The sequence below is a fragment of the Paraglaciecola sp. genome, from assembly GCF_039964565.1.
Taxonomy (GTDB): Bacteria; Pseudomonadota; Gammaproteobacteria; order Enterobacterales; family Alteromonadaceae; genus Paraglaciecola.
This window is the reverse complement of the sequence record NZ_JBDVXF010000043.1, coordinates 40,544-63,402: the sequence shown is the minus strand read 5'-3', so window position 1 is coordinate 63,402 and position 22,859 is coordinate 40,544. Positions and strand designations below refer to the sequence as shown.

Genomic DNA, 22,859 nt, shown 5'->3' with positions numbered 1-22,859 from the left:
TAAAATCAATAGCAGCAAATTATACTTGTAATTGAAAGGTCACGGGTCCGTCGTTCAATAACGAAACCTGCATATCAGCAGCAAACTCTCCCGTTTGACAGGGTACGCCATTGTCTCTGCAACACTTAATAAAATACTGATACAAGGTTTCACTTAGCTGTGCTGGCGCTGCGCAAGAAAAACTCGGGCGATTACCACTTTGTGTATCAGCAACTAAAGTAAACTGCGAAACAATCAGTAATTCACCTTGTACTTGTTGTACATTAAGATTCATCTTGCCTAGTTGGTCTGAAAATATACGATAATTCATCACCTTCTGACTGAGTTTTTTAGCCTTAGCCTCATCATCATCTTTTTCAATCCCCAACAACACTAATATGCCGTGTTTTATTTCACCCACACATTTACCATCAACTTCTACTTTTGCATGTTTGACTCTTTGGATTAACGCTTTCATTGTTTCTCTTTCCAAAATTTTGCCATAGCTTGGCTTGCCGAACACAGCGCCTGGGTAATCAACTTTTCTGAGGAGCTATGCCCTGATTCAGGTACTATGTTCAACTGGCTGTTTTGCCAAACTTGACTCAAAGAATAGGCGCCTTCAATTTTACATACACTGTCGTAACGGCCGTGAATAATACTTGCGGGTAGGTGCTGAATTTTATCAATGTTTTGCAAAATGAAATTTTCTGGAATAAAACACTGGTGTTTTATGTAGTGGCATTCTAATAGGGCTAAACTAATAGCACTATGGACGTCTGAAACTAGTTGGCTCTCATCAAACTGACAGTGAAGACGGCTTATTCTGGCTTCCCATAGGCACCATGCCTTGATTGCCGCCATTTTTTGTATTTCATTATCGCTCTTAAATATTTGGTAGTAAGCATCAACTATTGATAAATCGGGGGATTTACCATTAATTGGTACTAAAAACTCTTGATAGTATTCTGGAAACAGTTGAGCGGCACCTCCCGTTGCTTCTAGATACCAATCATAATCCTGTTCTCTTGCGAGAAAAATCCCACGTAGTATTAGTCCAATCACACTCTCTGGCTGACGAATAGCCACCAATAACGCTAAAGTAGAACCCCATGAGCCACCAAATAGTACCCACTTTTTGACATTAAGATGCTGCTGAATGACTAGTACATCGTCTACGAGGGCATGACTATTATTGTTTTCCAGTTCACCAAAAGGTTGAGATTTCCCACATCCTCTTTGGTCAAATCCAATGATCCAGTATTTTTCAGGATCGAAAAAACGTCGGTAATCTTTACCAATTCCCGCACCTGGACCACCATGTAAAAACAGCACTGGTATGCCTTTAGGATTGCCAGCTTGTTCCACATATAAGGAGTGTCCATTGGAAACTTGTAACATTTCACACGCAAAAGGTTGGATATCAGGGAAGAGTAGAGTCATATAAATTTACACATCCTATTTGTTTATTATTCACTAATGCTTTAATTTACTACCTAAGTGTATGAAAAAAAATGTACCAAAAGCGTACAAAAAGTACTTTATCTTAGTGGAGGCACAATATGTCAGGTCAAGGTTCAGGTGGCAATGTAATTGCTGCAATTTGCAATTTTTTTATTCCGGGTTTAGGTCAATTAGTACAAGGTAGAATTTTAGCTGCCATAGTATTTTTTGTATTGGTGAGTGTAAATTACTCACTTGCAGCTACAGGCATCTTATTTTTTATGGCCTTTTTTGGCTTTATTTTTCATATTTGGGCCATTATTGACGCGGCGCGTTTTAAAGGATAATCATGAAAAAACTAATATTAGTCTCATTATTTGTATGTTTGGCAGGATGTCAAAGTGCTTATTACGCCGCATGGGAAAAAGTCGGTGTAGAAAAACGCGACATTTTGGTGGACCGCGTTGAAGACGCCAAAGATTCCCAAGAAGATGCACAGCAGCAATTTACTTCTGCCTTGGATGAATTTAGCCAACTTATCAACTTCGATGGCGGTGAATTACAAGACGTATATGAGCAACTCAAAGATCAATTTGAAGCCAGTGAAGAATCGGCCAATACCCTTACCGATCGCATTGACAAAGTAGAAAGTGTAGCTGAAGCGTTATTTGATGAATGGGAAGATGAGCTAGAAAAATACACCAACGCTAAACTCAAACGCGATAGCCAAAAACAACTAAAAGACACACAACGTCGTTATACGTCTTTAGTTCGCACTATGCGCAAAGCTGAAAGCACTATGGATCCTATCCTGTCTTCTCTAAGAGACAATGTTCTGTACTTAAAACATAATCTTAATGCCAATGCAGTAGGTGCACTACAAGGCGAGTTCAATGGCATTAAGAAAGAAATTAATCAGTTGATTGTAGAAATGAACAAAGCCATATCTGAATCAAATAACTTTATTTCTAGTTTACAAAATTAATTCTAAATTATGATGACGATGCAAGGTCGTCATCATCTTCTGTAAAGGTTTCTTCTGATTCTTCGTTCAAGAACACCTCTAAAACATGAGTCACCTCTGCACCAATCAGCACCACCACCCATGACAAATAAACCCAAACGAATAAAATTGGGATAACCGCTAACGCGCCGTAAATCAGTTCATATGATGGAAAACTGGTTACATAGACAGCAAAAAGTTTCTTGCTAGCTTCAAACAATAACGCAGCAACCAAAGCGCCACATGCCGCATGTTTTGGTGAAATCTTTTTATTCGGTACCAACATATAGACAATAAAAAAAGCGAATACTGAAGTAATAAAAGGCAAGGTTTTCAAAAGGGTGGTAGTAAGACCCGCCGTATATTCTTCGGCATAGGTCGCCAGCCCTACAAGATACGAACTCATGATAACGCTAAAGCCCATAAGTAGGGGACCTAAAGTTAGCACCATCCAATAAATTGCAAAAGTGAATATCAGTGGACGTTCACTCTTCGATTGCCAAATACTGTTTAGGGTTTTATCTATGTTGGATATAAGCATTAAGGCAACAATAACCAGTGAAATGATACCAATGGCTCCCATACTAGAAGCATTGCCAACAAATTCACTCATATAAGTTTGTACTTGATCACCAGCTGTTGGCACAAAGCTACTAAAAATCAACGCTTCTAAATCGCCTCTCACTTCTGCAAAAGCCGGAAAGATAGACAGAACATTAAAAAAGACCATAATAAAAGGAACAAGAGACAACAGTGACACATAAGCTAAATGCCCTGCTGAAACTGTTATTTTATCTTTTTTACAGTGACCAAAAAACAACAGCAAAAATCGTTTTGCTATTGTCATGCTTTCTCCAAAATTTGCGATCCCTATTGATTTAGCCTGCATGTACTTAATAAACCTTAATAGCCAAGATAAGACTAGTCTGCTCTAACGCCTAACATATGGCAAATAGCATAACTTAGCTCACTGCGATTCAAAGTATAAAAATGAAACTTTCTGATGCCTTCTTTGGCCAAGACTTTAACCATATCCATAGCAATATTAGCGCCCATCAAGTTACGGGTAGTTTGGTCATCTTTATCTAAGCCATCATACATTTTATGAAGCCATTGCGGCACATGTACGTTAGTAAACCCGGCAAAACGTTGCAATGTCTGGTAATTGGTAACAGGTAAAATCCCCGGGACAATATCCAAGTCTATGCCTGTAGCGGCGGCGCGATCTCTAAAACGTAAGAACACTTCGGCGTCAAAGAAAAACTGACTGATGGCTTCTGTTGCCCCGGCATCAGCCTTACGTTTTAAATTGAGTAAATCGAATTGACTATTTGGCGCTTCTGGATGTTTTTCAGGATAAGCCGCTACTGCAATTTCAAAATCAGCCACCTCTTTTAACAATGCCACAAGATCAGATGCATAAGACTGAGGTTTTTCGACTCCGTCTGGCAAATCACCCCGTAATGCTACGATTTTTCTGATCCCGCTTTGCCAGTAATCCTTTGCAATTTCAATGAGCTCTTCTCGGGTAGCATCCACACAAGTTAAATGTGGCACTGCCTGAATCCCTGTCTCTGCCTGTATGCGTTTCACCACGTCGTGGGTTCTGTCTCGTTCACCACTATTGGCGCCATAGGTCACAGACATATAGGATGGCTTAAGTGGCGCTAAACGCTCTACTGATTTCCACAAGGTTTGTTCCATGGATTCGGTTTTAGGTGGAAAGAATTCAAAGGATACATCGATCCCCTGCACCTCTGATAATGATTGATTTAATGCATCTATCCCTTGTGCGTAAGACGCCATGGGTAACTCCAAAAGTATTTAGCCGTTTAGACGTCTAAAGTAAACTTTGCACGCAGAGCCGTCAAGATGTTTAGAAGTCTATCATTGACCTTTTGCTGGTATTGTTTAGAATTTCCATGCATAAGAAAGACTAAAGAATATATTTATGGCAAATTCGACAAAATGGAACGGTGAATATATTCACCCCTACGCTGAGCATGGCAAAAAAAGTGAGATGGTGAAAAAGGTCACAGTCTCTATACCATTGAAGGTATTAAAAGTGCTAACCGACGAGCGTACTCGCCGTCAGGTAAACAATTTACGTCATGCCACTAATTCAGAATTGCTCTGTGAAGCGTTTTTACATGCCTTTACAGGGCAACCCTTACCAGATGATGAAGATTTAGAAAAAGATAATACCCAGCTTATCCCCAAAGAAGCCAGACAGTTGATGCTGGAGATGGGGTTAACGATTGATACAGAAATTGAGGGTGATTAAGCACTGCGACCTAGCGTTTAAGTGCTTAATTTCCTATTAGAATTTAAGGAGAATACGCGGGGTTTCCCTAAACATAATCGTACTTCCCACCTTTGTCTAAAGCCGCCTGATATCCTGATCTTGCATGGACCTTTTCTACAAACTGATTAATGTTAGGAAAGTTCTTGGTATTGCCTCGAGCAACAGCGGCCTCTAAGGGAAAACTCATTTGTATATCCGCTCCCGTTAAATCTTCCCCTGCAAACCACGGATTATTTGCCAGATGGCTTTCAATGTAATCCATATTCTTGGCAATGATAGGACCGTAATAAGACGCCATTAGCTTATCCACAATCTTATTCCCTATGATCTTCACAAAAAATGGTTTGGCGTTGGTCCTAACCTTATCAAGCACTAACTTGGCCACTAAGGGTGGCATTAAAGTGCCCTCAGCAAAATGCAGCCAATAAGTATATTGTCTATGTACTTCAGTACCACGCTGTGGGTCAACAAGCTGTCCTGATGCATTTTCTTTGTGGTAAGTACCAATTAAGTACTCAATTATTGCACCTGATTCAGCAATAGTGATATCGCCATCAGTTATGACGGGAGATTTACCTAGAGGATGAATTAAGGTCAAAGTGTTCGGTGCGAGGTTCGTTACCGCATCTCTTTGATAGGTCTTAACTTGGTATTCGAGGTTAAGCTCCTCTAACAACCACAAAATACGTTGTGAACGAGAGTTATTTAAGTGGTGAAGTGTGATCATCTTGGGTTCCTGTAAGTAGCGAAGGTGCAGTGTTTTATACGCACTGACTTAATCTAAGACCACTTTAGTTTGAAAATTTGTATATATTCGTGATTTTTATTAGTTACTCAATCCAACACGTTCTCCGGCTTCGATGACTTGTTGCGTTAACCATTTCCATAGTTGCGGATTAGCTTTTTCAATAGCGGCGTTTTTGTGCAAAATTTGAGTCACTGAAACATCGTGTTCAATCCAGCTTTGGCAACCATTATGCAAGTTTTGAAGCACCGGCATTAAGCGGTCAATTGCTTTCGCAAATTGCGCTTCTGGAGTTTCAGCATGCTCAAACTCCATCCACAACTTCAGGTAAGTTTGCTGTTGTTCATCGGGCAATATGGCAAAAATTCTCTTGGCTGATAACAATTCATTTTCATAATCATCATGATTAGCATCATATGCAAATTTATCACCAGTATCGATTTCGACTATGTCATGGAGTAACAACATTGTGACCACTGTCAAAGGATCAGTTTTTTGCTGAGCGTAAGGCAACAGAGTCACTGCCAACAATGCAATTTGCCAACTATGTTCAGCGCTGTTTTCATAACGTGACAAACCACGTGGTTTAATCTTACGCTCGACATTTTTTAATTTTTCAATTTCAACAATAAATCGAGTGATTGCTTGAAAATCTTCAGTCATTTATTACTCTGCGAATTAGTAAAAAGTTAATCGTTTTTCATAAAGCAAACAGATTATTTTCCTGAGGGATCTAAACTCGCATAATAAGCTGCCAAATTAGCAATATCAGTATCGCTTAATCCCGCAGCCATCGGTGCCATCACCATATTTTTGCGCTCTCCATCACGAAATGCCTTTAGTTGTAAAACCAAATACTGCTCTTTTTGTCCAGCTAGGTTAGGATACATAGGAATGGCGGAAATACCGTTGTTACCATGACAAGCGCCACAAGTTACGGATTTCGCTTTACCCGCAGCAATATCCGCTGCCAGCATAGGTTGAGAAAAAAAGGTAGCAGCGGCAAATACACTGGTTACAACACTGTTCTTAATACTTATCATGTTTGGTCCTTAGTCTTACACTCAGAGGTTTGAGCAAATAAATTATGTTATTGAATAAACGTTTTCAATGAAATTAGATCATTCTTTTGCTGAAGAACTTACTTCACTGGCTAGCGAAGTCAAGCCAATTAAATTGCTAAATTCGCACTTAGTTGCTTTTAATCATGAACTTGCAAATGAATTAGGCCTGCCAATACAATGGCAAGAAGAAGCTCTTTTGTTTGCGGCGTTATATTCTCAAGAAGGCACACTTAATCAGCGTCCGATAGCTCAAAAATATGGGGGCCATCAATTCGGCCATTGGAATCCAGAATTGGGCGACGGTCGCGGTTTGTTACTGGCTGAAACGTGTGATCAATACAATAATCGCTGGGATTTACATCTTAAGGGTGCAGGTCCAACACCCTACTCGCGATTTGCTGACGGTCGTGCAGTTTTACGCTCTACTATTAGAGAATACTTAGCCAGTGAAGCTTTGCATTACTTAGGCATTCCCACGTCTCGAGCCTTATGTTTAATCACCAGTGACGAACCTGTCTATCGTGAAAAACAAGAGCGCGCGGCAAAGATGATTAGAGTCTGTCAAAGTCACTTGCGTTTTGGCCATTTCGAATACTTTTTTCACAGTAAACAACCGCAAAAACTGCAAAGCCTATTTGACTATTGTTTTAAATACCACTTTGCTGAGTGCGCCCAATCCGCGCATCCATACCAAGCAATGTTCGAAAAAATTGTACAAGACACAGCAAAGTTAATTGCGAAATGGCAGGCTTTTGGGTTTAATCACGGTGTAATGAATACAGACAATATGTCGATTCATGGGATCACTTTCGATTATGGTCCCTATGCATTTCTAGATGACTTTGAACCCACCTTTATCTGCAACCACTCCGATCCTCAAGGTAGGTATTCCTTTGATAGTCAGCCAGGGATTGGATTGTGGAATCTAAATGCCTTAGCACAGAGTTTCACCCCATACTTAGAGATAGAACAGATAAAGCAGGTGCTTAACAGTTACGAAGCAACTTTGCTTAAAGAATATTCCACCCTGATGCATCACAAATTGGGGCTGATAGCTAGCGACAAAAATCGTGAAACCAATTCCAATCTTATTAATACTTGGTTGGAGATGCTAGCTGCTGAAAGAAAGGATTATTCCGTGGCATTTAGGCAACTGTGTGAATTTGATATATTAGGTGGTAACCAGAAATTGCGGGAACAATTTATCAATCGTGATCGGTTTGACAAATGGGCTAAACAATACGCTTTTGCGCTACAAAATCAGGGTACAATACAAACCCAGCGACAAACACAAATGTACCAATACAATCCGCATGTTGTGTTGCGCAATTATTTAGCGCAACAGGTAATAGACCAAGCAGAAGAGGGAAATTTTGAAATGTTTCACCAGTTTATTGCTGCATTAAAAAAGCCGTATCAAGAAATAAAAGAATACCAAAAATTCTCTGCACCTCCGCCCGATTGGGGTAAAAAATTAGAAATATCTTGTAGTAGTTAAGGTTAAAATCTTTTGAATTCACGCAGCAATTTTTGCAAAAGTAGTAGCAATAAAGTGCAATATACGCCAACGTATAACTTTCGTAATAGTTACCGAACACCTATGAAATCACTTTATTCAATTGGCTTAATGTTATGTTTTTTATGCGTTTTTGGGCCCAGCGTAAGCATGGCAGCCGAACAGGTGGTTATATCTAAACAAAACTCTCAAGTGAACTTACTTCCCCAAATTGATTGGCTGGTCACAGAAAAAAGCAGACAGTTGTCAGATATTCAAAATTTACAAAATTGGCAACACAGCTATATCCCAAATAAAATTAACGCAGATGAAAGCCTGTGGGGGAAAATCGATATAGCCTTTGAAGATCCTGATGAAAAACAATATTTTCTGACCGTAGATAATCCTTACCTGAACTATGTTGATGTTTTCTTATTAGACAAAAAAGAGCGCATTTTAGGCTCTTATCTTATGGGTAGTAATCGAGACTATCCTAAACGTCCATTCAGGCACAGATTGTTTATTACGCCTATCAATGGCGAACAACAAGCTGTAACGGTTTTTTTAAGAATAAAAGACGATGGTCCGTTAGTCTTTTCCATTGACATAGACAAACAATCCTCGTTAGTGGAAAGAGAACAGTTACTGCTCGCTATCATTGGCTTTATTAGTGGTGGATTGGCATTACTTGCCTGCTATTTCTTTATTACTTACATTTTTATGCGTAGCCCAGTGCGTTTTTGGTTTGCACTTTCTAATGCCGCTTTTTTATTATTATTTTTAAATACTAAAGGGGTACTAAGTCAAATAATCGGTATCACTAGTTACATATCCAACCTCAGTTTTGCACTGTTTGGATTGTTGTTATTAACTTCGTCAAAAGTTACTTTCGCAATTTTAGAAGGAGTCCCAACTATTTGGCGGTATTCCTTATATTGTTTTGGATTTATAACATTAGGAATGGCTTTTTCTGCAGACAGTGGGCAGCAAATTACATTTTCAATACTAATGGCGATATTTTCTACCTCGCTGGTTAGTTTATTGGCATTTTTCTATCACAAACCCGACAAGAAAATAGCGAACTTAGTGTGTTTAGTGGGACTGGCTTGTATTGCTTTAAGTGGGTTTGGCCAAGTGACTTTATTCTTAGCAAGTATCCCATTGACACAAAATGTTTCCCTGCTATTTACGGTATTTGTTGTTCTGGGCATCATGTTAATAGCACTTGCAATTGAAGCCCATGAGCGAGTCATAACCTATCGCCACAGCTTACAACAACAACTAGCAATTACTGACTTACAGCACTTTTATGAGTTATTTAGAAATTCGGCAGAAGGTTTATACACCTCTACTTTGGACGGTCAACTCATAAGCGTTAATCCCGCGATGTGTAATCTATTTGGTTATTCCGATGAAGAAGAAATGTTACGGGAGGTAGAAAATGCCTCTCAGTTTTATGCCAATCCACAAGATCGCGCAATTATGCTCGGAGAAATACACCGCGGTGATAAAGTCATAGGTAGAGAAACTAAAGGTGTACGTAAAGATGGTAGCGAATTCTGGTTTGCTATCTCAGGGCAAATTAAGCAAGAACAAGATAAACAATACCTATTTGGATCAATTTCAGATGTAACTGAGCGCAAACAATCGAATATTAGTTTGGAATATTTGGCCTCTCACGATTCACTGACAGGGGTATACAATAGACGTGAGTTTGAACGCCGCCTACAACGGGGTTTAGTCAACGCACAAGATCAAAACAGTGATCTCACTGTACTCTATTTAGATTTAGACCAATTTAAGGTTGTCAATGACACCTGCGGTCACAAAGCCGGTGACCTATTAATAAAGCAGCTTTCAGAAAAGCTTGATGCTGTTGTGATGGATAAAGGCACCTTAGCTAGACTTGGTGGTGATGAATTTGGAGTATTGCTGGAAGGTGATAATGCGCAAATGGCTTACTTACTGGCCAACAAACTTCTGACGGCAGTGCAAGAATTTCGTTTTGTTTGGGAAAATCGAATTTTCACACTAGGAATTAGTATAGGACAAGTCCCCTGGCAACCTAATATCAATTCACCAGAGCAGTTGTTAAGTATGGCCGATGCGGCCTGCTACTTAGCTAAAGAGTGTGGTCGTAATCAGATCCATACCTATTCAGCTGAAGATACCCACATGCAACGTTACGAGTCTGAAATGTCTTGGGTAACTCATATCAATCATGCTTTGCAGAACGATAGCTTCGAATTATATTATCAACATTATCAATCATTAAGTCACAAAGCTGACGGACATCATTACGAAATTTTACTCAGAATGCGCGACCAGCAAGGGAATATTATCGCTCCTGGAGCTTTCTTGCCTTCTGCCGAACGATATAATTTGACAGCACAAATTGATCGATGGGTCGTAGAAAATTATTTCAGTTGGTTGGAAAATAATCCACAACACAGCGAAAAATTAGAAAGAGTCAGTATTAACCTAAGTGGCCACTCCTTGGCAGACAAAGAGCTTAAGTTATTTGTTTTAAATGCCTTTGAAAAACACAAAATACCTTATCGCAAGGTTTGTTTCGAAATTACCGAGAGTATGGCGATTTTAAAAATGGATGAAACCTTAGAGTTTATAAATACCTTCCACAAATTGGGTTGTTTATTTGCTCTAGATGATTTTGGAAGTGGTTTTTCTTCCTATAGCTATTTGAAAAACTTACCCGTGGATCAAGTCAAGATAGACGGTAGTTTTGTAAAAGATATATTAGTTGACCCCGTTGATATGGCAATGGTGAACTCCATCAAAGATGTGGCGAAAGCGATGGGAATGGAAACAGTTGCAGAATTTGTTGAATCCACCGAGATTATGGTTGAACTAGGTAAAATGGGAGTTGATTTCGCCCAAGGATATGGCGTAGCTAAACCGCAATCACTCACTCAATTCACCGCACATAGATGAATTGAAGCTATTGTAAAACTCTGAATCGTGCCCATATACTGCAATACTTCCGAATTGGAGATGTACTTTAACTTAGTTGTACGAGTACTTAGTATGTGGGCCACTTGCCCGCAAGTTTCCCTTTAATAAAGTACGTTTTACAAAATATGAATCCAAAATTAGATCAGTATCAATATGTAAGCTCGGCCATGTTACCTACCCGCTGGGGGAAATTTCAAATACATGGTTTTATTGATAACGAACTGGACCAAGAGCATGTTGCCTTATCTTACGGAGAGTGGAACATTGACGATGTTGTGCCTATTCGCATTCACTCAGAATGTTTAACCGGCGATGCATTGTTCAGTACTCGATGCGACTGCGGAGCACAACTAGAAAAAGCATTGCAGAATATCGTTCAACAAGGCAAAGGAGTATTACTGTACCTGCGTCAGGAGGGTAGAGGCATTGGTTTACTTAATAAAATTCGTGCATACCAATTACAAGATCAAGGCATGGATACCGTTGAAGCAAATGAACATTTAGGGTTTGATGCGGATATGAGAGATTATGGTATTTGTAAGTTGATGTTGGAAAAATTGCAGGTCAGTAATGTCAATCTAATGACTAATAATCCCAAGAAAGGTCTAGCGCTAACCAGCATGGGCATTAACGTTGTACAGCGTACTCCCATAGATCACGGCATAACTGATGACAATCGCAACTACATTCGTACTAAAACAGAAAAGCTAGGGCATCAGTTCGATAAACATTTATTTAAATAAATGACTCGTTAATTAATATTCAGCCATGGTTAAGGCAATCAAACGTATAACCTAATCTAAACTCTCAAGTGGTGAGCAAGTTTTAGCCTCACTTGGGTTTTCGATTTTATAAGGAAAGGGTTATGCAATTTCAAACTAAGTACCTATTCATTTATTTAACTGTTTTTTGCTTATTCACAGCCAACGCCATTCAACCTGCGATTGGGCAGCAAACCAACAGTGCCGAGAGTATCGAACTTGATCAAGCCCAATTAGATCAAATATTAGCTCCAATTGCCCTATATCCAGATACCTTGCTGTCACATATTTTAGTGGCTTCAACCTATCCATTGGAGGTTATTCAAGCGGCACGTTGGCGCGCAGCTAATCCGGACTTAGATGAACAACAAGCTCTCAATGCGGTAGAAAATAAAGATTGGGATCCCAGTGTCCAAGCTTTAGTACCCTTTAATGATTTATTGCAAAAATTAAGTGATGATTTGGATTGGCTACAATCCTTAGGCAGCGCTTTTTTGGTTAACGAACAGAAGATATTAACTAGCGTTCAAAATTTACGCCAAAAGGCCTACGAACAAGGTCACTTGACTAATAATGATTATATCAATGTAGAACATGACGAAGATCAAATCGTAATAGAAACTATACGTAGAGAAGTGGTTTATGTCCCCTACTACGATACTCGTGTTGTATATGGAAACTGGTGGTGGAGCAATCATCAACCTTATTATTGGGCTCGACCCAGACACAGTATTTTTAGCGCCGGTTTATATTGGAGTATAGGGTTTAACATTCGCCCCAGTTTCTATTTCGGAGGTTTTAATTGGCACAACCGTCACCTAGTCGCTAACTATCACTATCGTAAGCATGCCAATAGATATTGGTCAAATCATCATAAACGCCAAGTGGTGAGAGTGAAAGAATATCCACGTTGGAAGCATAACCAACAGCATAGACGAGGTGTGCAATACCGTGTAAATGGCCAACGTATAGTGCGTAACATTAACGGTGGCAACAAAGTGAATAGTTATAAACAGATTGATAAACAAAGAGTTTTGAATGTCAGTGAATATCGCTATAAACAAAAAAACACCAAGGGATACAAAAAGAACGCCAAAACCTTTAAGCAAGCTTTACGTCAAACAAAAAGCACAAAGGTAACTAAGGCCGCTAAAAACAAACAACGCATTATTAATCAAAGTAAAAGCCAAAAAAAACAGTTTATCAACAATAAAGCCAGACCTAACAATTACGCTAAAATAGATACTAAGCATAACAGTAACCAGAAATATTCTGGTTTGAAATCCCAGAATAAACAACAGAAACGCACCAAGGTAAATGCTCAATACAATAGCAAATACAAGTCGAGTTACAAAGGCAGCAACAAGAGTAAGAGCTATCGCGCTAAATCATATAAACAAAACAAGTCCAGGCAGGTGAACGTTTCAAAACACACGAAGAGTAAGGGCAACCAAAGATAAGTTGTTTTCCATAATCTGCTATCGACGCGCAGCTATTGCTATCAAAGAACCGCTCAAGTTATTATTCCTTATCTAATTAAGGAATTAAATTGGGCTTTCTTTTGCAAATCAAAATAGACAATCTATCGCACCCTAAAGTAGTGAATCTACTGCAACAACATCTTGACGATATGTATGCCACCTCACCACCTGAAAGTGTTCATGCCTTAGACTTAGAGAAGCTTCGCCAACCAGAGATCACCTTTTGGACAGCTTGGCAGCAGCAAGACTTGCTCGGCTGTGGTGCGCTAAAAACATTGTCTGTTAAGCATGCTGAAATTAAATCAATGCGCACAGCCCGCGAACACTTGCGCAAAGGGGTAGCAGCTCAAATGCTTAGATATATTATTCTGCAAGCTCAGGCTCGTGGATTCGAACGTATAAGCCTAGAAACTGGATCTCAAGACTTTTTTCAACCCGCTATCGCGCTTTATCAAAGTTACAACTTTAAATTTTGTGAACCCTTTGCAGACTATGATGATGATCCCAACAGTAGATTTATGACATTGGTATTAGAAAGTTCAACAGACCCAGAAGACTAAATTTGTTAAAATAAAAACTATCTAAGGATTTATATAAGTTGCGCAGCAAATGAATTTTAAAGGTAACCATATTCTGTCGGTCAATCAGTTCGATCGCGAAGCCATTGAGCGAGTGTTTAATGTTGCTCATTACATGTTGCCTTATGCCAAACGGCAAAAACGCACAACAGTATTAGATGGCGCTATTCTGGGTAATTTGTTCTTTGAACCTAGTACCCGCACCAGAGTTAGTTTTGGTACCGCTTTTAATTTATTAGGTGGGGAAGTTCGCGAAACCACAGGATTAAGCAACTCTGCTCTAGCAAAGGGTGAGTCATTATATGATACGGCTCGGGTGCTCAGTGGTTATTCTGATATTATCGCCATGCGCCACCCAGACTCGGGTTCTGTAGCAGAGTTTGCTGAAGGTAGTCGAATTCCCGTCATCAACGGCGGTGACGGCGCAAATGAACACCCTACTCAGGCACTTTTGGATTTATATACTATCCAAAAAGAACTGCTCGATCACGGCAATACCATTGATGGTATGCATATCGCTATGATTGGGGACTTAAAATACGGTAGAACAGTACACTCGTTGTCGAAGTTATTATGTTTATTTAACAACGTACGCTTCACATTGATTTCCCCGAAAGAACTGTCCATGCCAACGACAATTATTGACGCTATCGAAAATGCGGGGCACCAATACAAAATTACTGACCAATTTGAAGGCAGTGTTGATGCGGATATTTGTTACCAAACACGCATTCAGGAAGAACGTTTCCCATCACAAGAGGAAGCCAATCAATACCGAGGTAAGTTTCGTCTAAACCAACAGATTTACACCAAACATTTTCAATCAAAAACGGTAATAATGCACCCGCTTCCTCGGGATTCACGTGCAGAGGCCAACGAATTGGACAATGATCTAAATCTCAACCCCAATTTGGCTATTTTTCGTCAAACAGATAACGGAGTGTTGGTACGCATGGCTTTATTTGCTCTTACTCTTGGTGTAGAAAACATTGTTACTCAGTTTGATCGAGAAGTGCTTTGGCACGTAAATAGCTAACTATATGAATCATCAGCAAAAAATTAACTAATAAAAGAAGTCACTATGCAAAAATCAGAAAGTCTTTTCGCCCGCGCCAAGCAACATATCCCAGGTGGCGTTAATTCCCCTGTTAGAGCCTTTAAAGCAGTAGGCGGCACTCCCCCATTTATTAGTAAGGCCGATGGCCCTTATATTTTTGACGTTGACGGCAAACGTTATATTGATTACGTACAATCATGGGGTCCCATGGTATTAGGTCATAACAACCCTAAAATTCGTCAAGCTGTAATTGATGCTGCAGCGAATGGGTTAAGTTTTGGTGCACCCACTGAAACAGAAGTCATCATGGCTGAAAAAGTTAGTCAATTAGTCCCTTCGATGGAAGTGTTGCGTATGGTCAATTCTGGCACTGAAGCGACTATGAGTGCGATTCGTTTGGCTCGTGGGTTTACTAATCGCGATAAAATTTTAAAATTTGAAGGGTGTTATCACGGTCATGCTGATGCGTTGCTAGTTAAAGCGGGATCAGGTGCGTTAACCTTCGGCGTGCCAAGTTCTCCTGGTATTCCTGCAGATTTTGCTAAACACACTTTAACCATGGAATACAATAATCTAGATTCAGTAAAAAATGCATTTCAACAACACCCTGAAGAAATTGCATGCATTATTGTTGAACCAGTCGCCGGTAATATGAATTGCATTCCCCCTGTAGATGGTTTTTTAGAAGGTCTTAGAGATATCTGTGATCAATACGGTGCCATTTTGATTTTCGATGAAGTGATGACTGGTTTCCGAGTCGCAAGGGGCGGCGCCCAAGAAAAATACAATATCAAACCAGACCTTACGTGTTTAGGAAAAGTAATAGGTGGTGGTATGCCAGTCGGTGCTTTTGGTGGTAAAACCGAAATAATGAGGCATATTTCTCCCGATGGCCCTGTCTATCAAGCGGGTACGTTATCGGGTAATCCAGTGGCAATGGCTGCCGGCTTGGCTTCTTTGGAAGAAATTCAAAAAGAAGGCATGTATGCGCAACTCACCCAAACAACTCAAACTTTAGCTGAAGGTTTTAAGAAACTAGCAAACAAACACGGTATTGCGATGTCTGTTAACTACGCTGGTAGCATGTTTGGGCTGTTTTTTACTGAAGTAGAACGAGTGACCAACTATCAACAAGCCATTAACTGCAATACAGAACAGTTTAACCATTTCTATCATGGTATGTTAGACAATGGTGTTTACTTAGCACCCGCTTCCTATGAGGCAGGTTTTGTATCCGCGGCACACGATGACGAAATTGTGCAGCAGACTTTGGCAATAGCCGATAAAGTTTTAGCGGATGTTGCTGCTAATTGTAAATAACCAATTGTAGTACGACTAACATATCGATGTTAATAGAGAGATAAATGACACCTAATGCTTGAACAAGTATTACAACCTTTACCGCTGTTTTTATTAGCCATTATTGCACTATTTTCAATAGTGCTAATCATGCTTATTAAAAAAACAGCGCGTTTAAGTAGCCATTTATCTCCTATTCAAAGCTCCCAGCCCAGTGAACATCAATCACACAATACTCAAGCGCTGCAACAGTATAAGGACAAAGCCGACGAAGCGATGCGTTTAAATCAAACGTTTCGTAAGTTTGTACCTAAACAATTTGTTGACCACTTCGCCAAACATGGATCGGAAACACTAGAGCTGGGACGAGCAGACGAAGATGAGCTAGCAATTTTATTTACAGACATTCGAGGCTTTACGAGTTTATCTGAACAAATGAGTCCGCAGGAATTGATGAATTTTTTAAATTCCTACTTCTTACGAATGAACGAACCTATTCATAAAAACAAAGGGTTTATCGACAAATTCATAGGTGATGCCGTCATGGCATTGTTTGATAGACCAAGTGGCACCAACACCGACAAAGCCCAAGACGCCATCCGAGCCGCTCTTGGCTTACGCGACGCGATTAACCTCTATAACGAACATAGAGCTAACTGTAATTATTCTGCGGTAAATATTGGAATTGGCATCCATTTTGGACCTGTGATTATTGGCACTGTTGGTTCAGACGACAGAATGGACACTACAGTGATAGGTGACAGTGTCAACATTGCTTACCGGCTCGAAGCCCTTGCTCCCAAATATGATACCGACATAGTCATCAGTGCCCAAGCGCTGCACCAAGCGGCAGCGAAAGATTTATTTGAATACCGTTTACTAGACTGGATAAGAGTTAAAGGGAGGAAGGCCTCGATAGAAGTGTACGAAATTATCGATCACCAAGAAAGCAGCGTTAAAAAACTGAAACTTGCCAACGCCGCGTTAATTGAGCGAGGTTTAGCTTGTCGAAAAAAACAAAACTGGCAACAAGCCACTACATTTTTTCAACACGCTTTAGATATTTATCCTGAAGACACCCTTGCACAGCATCACTTAGAGCAATGTGCTAAATTAGAAAACACCGAGTTGCCACATGAATGGGATGGCTCAATATTGTTGGAATAATTGTTTGTCTGACAAAGGCTTATGCAGTTATGTTAATGTGGATAGGCGACCACAATTGACGCCACCTTTTTACCTTTTCGGCTTTGTTTAAGCGTTTGGGTGAAACCACTACTCCTTGCTGCACTTGATGAAATTTATCTAATAATTTAGCGTTTAGGGTTCCTACACAAACCTCTGTATCAATGTAACAAACACCGATAACTGTTTGGCATTTTGAACACTTCAAAAAACTCGCTTGTTGTGAACCTTGTTTTTGATGTTTAAGTGGAGTGTTAGACACGAAGCTAATCTGCGCATCAGGATCAGATAAATATTCAATTCCATGTGACGTACAATAAACACAATCGCAGATTCTCGTGTTATAACTAGGTAAATTCTTAGAACTAGAAAATTCAATAGTGACATTTCCACAGTCACATTTTCCAGCGTGTTGATACATATACAAAGCCTAGTGTTTGGCTTGTCGCTTGATAAAAGTAATAGACGGTGCAAAAAACGCTCCGCCTGTTTCGGCTATCGTGTAGTCGAGTAACTTATCATAAGCTCCCTCTTCATCACCAAAAATCATACTTTTGAGCATTTTATTAAAAGGGTCAGGGCTATTAGCACATGAAACAAAATATAACCCCTGAATCGACATGTCACCATATGGCATGCTTTGCCTAAGCATTTCGATACTTTTGCCTTTGTCATCTTTTATACTAGTACGATTTGTATGTGCGAAAGGAGCCTTTTTGTCATCCGCTATTTCAACGTTATCCGTCTTAGACCTGCCAATTATCTCTTCTTGACTACTAGTAGGCAGCAGTTGCCACTTTGTCATATTATGACGGTAGCGCTGCACATGAATATAACTACCTCCAGCAAAGTCAGGATCATTGTCACCCACTAACGCCACATCAAATTTATGCATGCCACGAGGATTTTCCGTACCTTCCACAAATCCAGTTAGGTCTCGACCATCTAAATACCGAAAACCACGCACCTCTTCGTACAGGTCAACATGAGGCTTTAACAACTGCATGATTTCTATACCTATGGCATGGCATATATCAATGCGGTCAGCTTTAACTTGAATAAAGAGATCCCCTGGAGAATTAGGGGCACTGCGATCGTCACAATTCATGGCTGGAAACGGAGCTAATTCCTGTGGGATAATATCAGGATAAAGTTCATACCAATACTCGGTACCTATCGCCACAACACCCGAGACCATCGCCTCATAATATTCTTCATCAAAATGAGTAAACAAATCCAGAATACGCGCCAATTTAGCACGCATAGCCTGTGTATCATCGTCAACAACGGTAAAAATAAGATACAATGCGTGCAGATTGGGCTCTGCGCAGATACCTTTTTGAGCCTGAGCCATATTCCTAACGCCTCAAATTATTTAAGGCTTTAATACGCGATTCTAACGGAGGGTGACTAGAAAACACTGCCTGCACCTTACCTGCATTAATAGCCAACGCGGCCATATCATCGGGTAATTTTGGAGCATCACTAAGGTTACGCAAACGCTGCAAAGCAGCAATCATATTATTTTTCCCTGCTAATTTTGCTCCACCAGCATCAGCTTTAAATTCTCGGTATCTTGAAAACCACATAACAATCATAGTCGCAAACAGGCCAAGAACTATCTCGGCAATGATAGAAACAATCCAAAAAGCCGGGCCATGTCCTCGCTCAACTTTAAACACCACTCGGTCAACAATATGACCAATAATTCGTGATAAAAAAACCACAAAGGTATTCACTACACCTTGGATAAGAGTCATAGTTACCATGTCGCCATTTGCCACATGACTGACTTCGTGAGCGAGCACCGCTTCAACTTCACTTTTAGGCATGACATCTAAAAGTCCGCTACTCACGGCCACTAAGGCATTATTTTTATTCCAGCCAGTAGCAAATGCATTAGGTGAAGAATGCGAAAAAATACCCACTTCTGGCATTCCAATCCCAGCTTGCTTTGCCATGCGTTGCACTGTGTCGACTAACCACCGTTCGGTTGGGTTGTGTGCGTTGACTATGACACGCACTTTCATGCTGCGCTTAGCTAAGAACTTAGATAAAAATAATGAGATGAATGCACCACTGAAACCTATAACTGCAGCATACACCAACAAAGCGTTGAGATTGAGATCTACGCCATTGTCAGCCAATAAGCTTTGAATCCCAAATAGACTAAACACTAGTCCTAATAAAACCATCACAGCAATATTAGTTCCCAAGAATAATAATATTCTCATTATTTAACATTCCCCAGTTTAAGATTTCGAAATCAGCAAAGTGCGTTGCAACTTAGTGTTTAAAACAAAACGCGATTATAGCTCTATTTTTTGCCGTGCAACTTCAGTATCTCTAATACCCCGCAGCTTGACCGTCTTTACGACTTTCAGACGCTCCGTAATATACCCCTGTTTCGGGATCGCGCATAATAGCTTGATATCCACCATAGGCACCAACACTATCGCGTAGTATGTGTCCTTTCTTAAGCAACTCCCTTTTTACTTTAGGTTCAAATCCCGACTCTAAACTAACATAACCTCCATCAGTCATAGTCTTTCCAGTGGGTTGGCTTGAGCCAAAATGTAACATACGAGGCGCATCTCCGGCTTCTTGTAGATTCATTCCAAAATCAATGAGATTCACTACTATTTGCGCATGCATTTGCGGTTGCGCACTCCCCCCCATTACGCCAAAACTGACCCAAGGCTTACCATTGCGCGTAATAAATGCAGGAATAATAGTATGAAATGGGCGTTTGTTAGGAGCATAAACGTTAAAATGTTCTGATTGCAAACTAAACAACTCGCCTCTGTCTTGTAGCATAAAACCAAGACCTGTAGGGGTCATACCCGAGCCCATTCCACGATAATTACTTTGAATAAGAGACACCATATTTCCGTCTTTATCAGCCGTTGTGAGATAAACGGTATCTCCATGATCGACCCCAGCATCGATTCTTTTAGCGACTTTATGCTGCTTAATTAACTTGCTGCGCTGTTGCGCATATTGTTTTGAGATTAACCAATCAAGGGGAATATTATTAAAAGCTGGGTCAGCGTAATATTTGGCTCGGTCTGCAAACGCCAGCTTTTTTGCTTCAATAAATGTATGCACATATTGCTGTGAGCCAAATCCCATGCCTTCAATATCAAATTGTTCGAGTAGATTTAAAATCTGTAATGCGGCTATCCCCTGACCATTAGGGGGTAATTCCCACACATCATAGCCCTTATAATTGGTAGAAACAGGCTCTACCCACTCTGAGGTATGATTGGCCAAATCCTCATAACTCAAGAAGCCTCCTTGTTCTTTCATATAGGCTGCAATTGAACGGGCAATATCACCTTTATAAAAAACGTCTCGACCACCGGTGGCTATTTTTTCATAAGTAACAGCTAATCCCTTATTGTGAAATATCTGACCTTTAGCGGGTACCTTGCCGTTGGGCATATAGGTTTCTTTAAAACCTGCAAATTCACGTAACTTAGGCTCACTTTGTTGTAAGTAATAAGCGATTAATTCGCTAACTGGAAATCCCTTTTTTGCGTATTCAATACTGGGGGAAAGAATACTACTCATAGGTAAACTACCGAATTTAGCATGTAATTCAAACCAACCATCAACCGCGCCAGGAACAGATACCGATAGAGGTCCGTGTGAGGGAATACGCTCTAGTCCCTGCAATGCAAAGTGTTCTAGGGTAAGCGATTCTGGAGATCGCCCTGAGGCATTCAAACCATATAGCTTCTGAGTTTTTGCATCCCAAACAATGGCAAATAGATCTCCTCCAATTCCGCTTCCGGTGGGTTCAACAAGCCCTAACATTGCATTCGCTGCAATAGCAGCATCTACGGCATTACCGCCTTGTTTTAATATATCCAAAGCGACTTGTGTGGCCAATGGCTGGCTTGTGGCCACCATAGCATTTTGTGCGATCACCTCTGAACGCGAAGCAAACGGCTCCCCAGTTATTCGGTCAAAAGCAAAACTAAAGAAACTCGTTAAAACCAAAGTCAACAGACTCATTCGTATAGATATTTTCATTGGCAAAGATTAAAAAATTGCGGGTGTCATAAGGATACTCTGATTTACCCGCGCAGTGCACGACCATAAACAATTAGCATAAGTTATCTTATATGCTGTGAGACTCAGGTAGATATTTCCATAAAAAAGCCCCGCATTTTGCGAGGCCTTAACTTTCTAAATCCTAAAACTCATGTTTTAGAACACATCAGATTATCTGACTATGAACGTGAAGTAGTGAAATCTGGGTAAGCTTCTAAACCACACTCACTCATATCAACACCTTCAAACTCTTCTTCTTCTGTTACACGAATACCAATCACTGCTTTAATAATTGCCCAAACAATGAAGCTGGTTACAAATACCCAAACAAAGATAGTTGCCGCACCAATCAACTGACCACCAAATGTAGCCGCATCAGGGTTAGTAACAGGAACCAGTAATAAACCTAGTAAACCTACTACACCGTGAACCGAGATAGCGCCAACTGGATCATCAATCTTCACTTTATCAAGTGCAATAATACTAAATACCACTAATATGCCACCTAAAGCACCAAATAAAGTCGCTTGTAAAGGTGTAGGTGTAGAAGGTTCAGCAGTAATTGCCACTAGACCAGCCAAAGCACCATTTAATGCCATGGTTAAGTCAGCTTTCTTGAATAAGATGCGAGCTAGGATAAGCGCAGCAACTAAGCCACCAGCAGCAGCGGCGTTAGTATTCATAAATACAACGGCTACACTGTTAGCACTTTCAACAGTTGCAGTGGCTAAAACAGAACCACCGTTAAATCCAAACCAACCCATCCATAAAATGAACGTACCTAATGTTGCTAGAGGCAAATTCGCACCAGGGATTGCATGAGCTTTCCCGTCAGCAGTATATTTACCTTTACGGGCGCCAAGTAAAATCACGCCAGCTAAAGCTGCAGCAGCACCGGCCATATGTACGATACCTGAGCCTGCAAAATCAGAGAATCCAAGGTCACCTAAAGTGTACATACCAAATACTGCTTCGCCACCCCAAGTCCAAGCACCTTCCATTGGATAGATAAAGCCAGTTAATACAACAGTAAAGGCTAAGAATGCCCAAAGCTTCATACGCTCAGCAACTGCACCTGAGACGATAGACATAGCGGTTGCAACAAATACAACTTGGAAGAAAAAGTCAGCTGCAGGTGCGTACGTCGCTGGGTCTTCAGCTACACCAGTTGCGCCATCACCAGTAATGCCACTTAGAAATAAAGTAAAATCACCACCGCCGTACATGATTGAATAACCACACACCATATACATGATGCAAGCTATCGAATACAAAGCCACGTTTTTGGTTAAAATCTCGGTGGTGTTTTTAGCACGAACTAAACCCGCTTCGAGCATTGTAAAACCAGCAGCCATCCACATAACTAGCGCGCCGCATATCAAAAAGTAAAATGTATCTAGGGCGTAGCCCAATTCAAAAGTAATTTCCACGG

At 40.4% G+C, this 22,859-nt stretch carries 23 protein-coding genes; 11 read left to right on the top strand and 12 right to left on the bottom strand.

The genetic code is table 11. From position 1 onward, the window contains the following. Nucleotides 1-19: 19 nt before the first annotated feature. Both dtd and pip read right to left on the bottom strand, forming a co-directional pair. Nucleotides 20-457, bottom strand: a complete 438-nt coding sequence (gene dtd / locus ABJK37_RS18570) for a D-aminoacyl-tRNA deacylase (RefSeq protein ID WP_348357016.1) — start codon at nt 455-457, stop codon at nt 20-22. Next, nucleotides 454-1,422, bottom strand: coding sequence for a prolyl aminopeptidase (pip, locus tag ABJK37_RS18565; protein ID WP_348357014.1), 969 nt, complete (start codon nt 1,420-1,422; stop codon nt 454-456). The genes dtd and pip overlap by 4 nt, the downstream gene beginning before the upstream one ends. Before the next feature lie 119 nt (nt 1,423-1,541). On the opposite strand from pip, the gene ABJK37_RS18560 reads away from it, so the two are divergent. Together ABJK37_RS18560 and ABJK37_RS18555 are read left to right on the top strand one after the other, a co-directional pair. Further along, on the top strand, nt 1,542-1,769 hold the full coding sequence (locus ABJK37_RS18560) for a hypothetical protein (protein WP_348357012.1): 228 nt from the start codon (nt 1,542-1,544) through the stop codon (nt 1,767-1,769). Nucleotides 1,770-1,771: 2 nt separating this feature from the next. Next, the gene (locus ABJK37_RS18555) at nt 1,772-2,407 is read left to right on the top strand and encodes a DUF2959 domain-containing protein (protein ID WP_215926853.1); all 636 of its coding nucleotides are present in this window, start codon (nt 1,772-1,774) and stop codon (nt 2,405-2,407) included. 7 nt (nt 2,408-2,414) lie between these two features. Here the strand turns inward: ABJK37_RS18555 and ABJK37_RS18550 are convergent, their stop codons facing one another. Together ABJK37_RS18550 and metF are read right to left on the bottom strand one after the other, a co-directional pair. After that, a complete protein-coding gene (locus ABJK37_RS18550; RefSeq protein WP_348357011.1) occupies nt 2,415-3,314 on the bottom strand; it encodes a virulence factor BrkB family protein in 900 nt (299 codons plus the stop codon). Nucleotides 3,315-3,346: 32 nt separating this feature from the next. After that, on the bottom strand, nt 3,347-4,231 hold the full coding sequence (gene metF / locus ABJK37_RS18545) for a methylenetetrahydrofolate reductase (protein WP_215926849.1): 885 nt from the start codon (nt 4,229-4,231) through the stop codon (nt 3,347-3,349). A 145-nt stretch (nt 4,232-4,376) separates the two neighbouring features. Between metF and metJ the strand changes: the two genes are divergently transcribed. Next, nucleotides 4,377-4,709 carry a met regulon transcriptional regulator MetJ gene (gene metJ / locus ABJK37_RS18540; RefSeq protein WP_215926847.1) on the top strand — a complete coding sequence of 111 codons (333 nt, stop codon included), beginning with the start codon at nt 4,377-4,379 and terminating at the stop codon, nt 4,707-4,709. 67 nt (nt 4,710-4,776) lie between these two features. Here the strand turns inward: metJ and ABJK37_RS18535 are convergent, their stop codons facing one another. From ABJK37_RS18535 to ABJK37_RS18525, 3 genes are all read right to left on the bottom strand, one after another. Then, nucleotides 4,777-5,457 carry a glutathione S-transferase gene (locus ABJK37_RS18535; RefSeq protein WP_348357008.1) on the bottom strand — a complete coding sequence of 227 codons (681 nt, stop codon included), beginning with the start codon at nt 5,455-5,457 and terminating at the stop codon, nt 4,777-4,779. 99 nt (nt 5,458-5,556) lie between these two features. Beyond that, nucleotides 5,557-6,138 carry an HD domain-containing protein gene (locus ABJK37_RS18530; protein ID WP_348357006.1) on the bottom strand — a complete coding sequence of 194 codons (582 nt, stop codon included), beginning with the start codon at nt 6,136-6,138 and terminating at the stop codon, nt 5,557-5,559. Nucleotides 6,139-6,191: 53 nt separating this feature from the next. Next, complete coding sequence (locus tag ABJK37_RS18525; protein WP_348357419.1) at nt 6,192-6,452, bottom strand: cytochrome c; 261 nt, start codon at nt 6,450-6,452, stop codon at nt 6,192-6,194. Between the two features lie 133 nt (nt 6,453-6,585). Between ABJK37_RS18525 and ABJK37_RS18520 the strand changes: the two genes are divergently transcribed. From ABJK37_RS18520 to ABJK37_RS18485, 8 genes are all read left to right on the top strand, one after another. Continuing rightward, a complete protein-coding gene (locus tag ABJK37_RS18520; RefSeq protein WP_348357004.1) occupies nt 6,586-8,037 on the top strand; it encodes a protein adenylyltransferase SelO in 1,452 nt (483 codons plus the stop codon). 168 nt (nt 8,038-8,205) lie between these two features. Continuing rightward, nucleotides 8,206-10,986, top strand: a complete 2,781-nt coding sequence (locus ABJK37_RS18515; protein WP_348357002.1) for an EAL domain-containing protein — start codon at nt 8,206-8,208, stop codon at nt 10,984-10,986. A 146-nt stretch (nt 10,987-11,132) separates the two neighbouring features. After that, nucleotides 11,133-11,750, top strand: coding sequence for a GTP cyclohydrolase II (gene ribA / locus ABJK37_RS18510; RefSeq protein ID WP_348357000.1), 618 nt, complete (start codon nt 11,133-11,135; stop codon nt 11,748-11,750). A 122-nt stretch (nt 11,751-11,872) separates the two neighbouring features. Next, nucleotides 11,873-13,228 (top strand): DUF3300 domain-containing protein, encoded by a 1,356-nt coding sequence (locus ABJK37_RS18505; RefSeq protein ID WP_348356998.1) that lies wholly within the window; start codon nt 11,873-11,875, stop codon nt 13,226-13,228. A gap of 101 nt (nt 13,229-13,329) precedes the next feature. Next, nucleotides 13,330-13,809, top strand: a complete 480-nt coding sequence (locus tag ABJK37_RS18500) for a GNAT family N-acetyltransferase (protein WP_348356996.1) — start codon at nt 13,330-13,332, stop codon at nt 13,807-13,809. Nucleotides 13,810-13,858: 49 nt separating this feature from the next. After that, complete coding sequence (locus ABJK37_RS18495; RefSeq protein ID WP_348356994.1) at nt 13,859-14,863, top strand: aspartate carbamoyltransferase; 1,005 nt, start codon at nt 13,859-13,861, stop codon at nt 14,861-14,863. Nucleotides 14,864-14,908: 45 nt separating this feature from the next. Then, on the top strand, nt 14,909-16,204 hold the full coding sequence (gene hemL, locus ABJK37_RS18490; RefSeq protein ID WP_348356992.1) for a glutamate-1-semialdehyde 2,1-aminomutase: 1,296 nt from the start codon (nt 14,909-14,911) through the stop codon (nt 16,202-16,204). Nucleotides 16,205-16,258: 54 nt separating this feature from the next. Continuing rightward, a complete protein-coding gene (locus ABJK37_RS18485) occupies nt 16,259-17,350 on the top strand; it encodes an adenylate/guanylate cyclase domain-containing protein (RefSeq protein ID WP_348356990.1) in 1,092 nt (363 codons plus the stop codon). Nucleotides 17,351-17,369: 19 nt separating this feature from the next. On the opposite strand, the gene ABJK37_RS18480 is transcribed toward ABJK37_RS18485, so the two are convergent. The 5 genes from ABJK37_RS18480 to ABJK37_RS18460 form a co-directional block, all read right to left on the bottom strand. Then, nucleotides 17,370-17,789, bottom strand: coding sequence for a hypothetical protein (locus tag ABJK37_RS18480; RefSeq protein WP_348356988.1), 420 nt, complete (start codon nt 17,787-17,789; stop codon nt 17,370-17,372). A 9-nt stretch (nt 17,790-17,798) separates the two neighbouring features. After that, the gene (locus ABJK37_RS18475; protein ID WP_348356986.1) at nt 17,799-18,722 is read right to left on the bottom strand and encodes a Dyp-type peroxidase; all 924 of its coding nucleotides are present in this window, start codon (nt 18,720-18,722) and stop codon (nt 17,799-17,801) included. Between the two features lie 4 nt (nt 18,723-18,726). Further along, nucleotides 18,727-19,605, bottom strand: a complete 879-nt coding sequence (gene htpX / locus ABJK37_RS18470) for a protease HtpX (RefSeq protein WP_348357418.1) — start codon at nt 19,603-19,605, stop codon at nt 18,727-18,729. A gap of 109 nt (nt 19,606-19,714) precedes the next feature. Continuing rightward, on the bottom strand, nt 19,715-21,388 hold the full coding sequence (ggt, locus tag ABJK37_RS18465; protein WP_348357417.1) for a gamma-glutamyltransferase: 1,674 nt from the start codon (nt 21,386-21,388) through the stop codon (nt 19,715-19,717). Nucleotides 21,389-21,606: 218 nt separating this feature from the next. After that, complete coding sequence (locus ABJK37_RS18460) at nt 21,607-22,857, bottom strand: ammonium transporter (RefSeq protein WP_348356984.1); 1,251 nt, start codon at nt 22,855-22,857, stop codon at nt 21,607-21,609. Nucleotides 22,858-22,859: the final 2 nt, after the last annotated feature.

Bases quoted from the DNA above. Each gene is read 5' to 3' on its own strand.
- ABJK37_RS18530 (WP_348357006.1), bottom strand. From the start codon at position 6,138: ATGACTGAAGATTTTCAAGCAATCACTCGATTTATTGTTGAAATTGAA.
- hemL (WP_348356992.1), top strand. From the start codon at position 14,909: ATGCAAAAATCAGAAAGTCTTTTCGCCCGCGCCAAGCAACATATCCCA.
- metJ (WP_215926847.1), top strand. From the start codon at position 4,377: ATGGCAAATTCGACAAAATGGAACGGTGAATATATTCACCCCTACGCT.
- ABJK37_RS18550 (WP_348357011.1), bottom strand. From the start codon at position 3,314: ATGCAGGCTAAATCAATAGGGATCGCAAATTTTGGAGAAAGCATGACA.
- ABJK37_RS18480 (WP_348356988.1), bottom strand. From the start codon at position 17,789: ATGTATCAACACGCTGGAAAATGTGACTGTGGAAATGTCACTATTGAA.
- ribA (WP_348357000.1), top strand. From the start codon at position 11,133: ATGAATCCAAAATTAGATCAGTATCAATATGTAAGCTCGGCCATGTTA.
- ABJK37_RS18505 (WP_348356998.1), top strand. From the start codon at position 11,873: ATGCAATTTCAAACTAAGTACCTATTCATTTATTTAACTGTTTTTTGC.
- ABJK37_RS18560 (WP_348357012.1), top strand. From the start codon at position 1,542: ATGTCAGGTCAAGGTTCAGGTGGCAATGTAATTGCTGCAATTTGCAAT.
- ABJK37_RS18535 (WP_348357008.1), bottom strand. From the start codon at position 5,457: ATGATCACACTTCACCACTTAAATAACTCTCGTTCACAACGTATTTTG.
- ABJK37_RS18555 (WP_215926853.1), top strand. From the start codon at position 1,772: ATGAAAAAACTAATATTAGTCTCATTATTTGTATGTTTGGCAGGATGT.
- ABJK37_RS18475 (WP_348356986.1), bottom strand. From the start codon at position 18,722: ATGGCTCAGGCTCAAAAAGGTATCTGCGCAGAGCCCAATCTGCACGCA.
- ABJK37_RS18515 (WP_348357002.1), top strand. From the start codon at position 8,206: ATGGCAGCCGAACAGGTGGTTATATCTAAACAAAACTCTCAAGTGAAC.
- ABJK37_RS18495 (WP_348356994.1), top strand. From the start codon at position 13,859: ATGAATTTTAAAGGTAACCATATTCTGTCGGTCAATCAGTTCGATCGC.
- ABJK37_RS18520 (WP_348357004.1), top strand. From the start codon at position 6,586: ATGAAATTAGATCATTCTTTTGCTGAAGAACTTACTTCACTGGCTAGC.
- pip (WP_348357014.1), bottom strand. From the start codon at position 1,422: ATGACTCTACTCTTCCCTGATATCCAACCTTTTGCGTGTGAAATGTTA.
- metF (WP_215926849.1), bottom strand. From the start codon at position 4,231: ATGGCGTCTTACGCACAAGGGATAGATGCATTAAATCAATCATTATCA.
- dtd (WP_348357016.1), bottom strand. From the start codon at position 457: ATGAAAGCGTTAATCCAAAGAGTCAAACATGCAAAAGTAGAAGTTGAT.
- ABJK37_RS18525 (WP_348357419.1), bottom strand. From the start codon at position 6,452: ATGCTGGCAGCGGATATTGCTGCGGGTAAAGCGAAATCCGTAACTTGT.
- ABJK37_RS18485 (WP_348356990.1), top strand. From the start codon at position 16,259: ATGCTTGAACAAGTATTACAACCTTTACCGCTGTTTTTATTAGCCATT.
- ggt (WP_348357417.1), bottom strand. From the start codon at position 21,388: ATGAGTCTGTTGACTTTGGTTTTAACGAGTTTCTTTAGTTTTGCTTTT.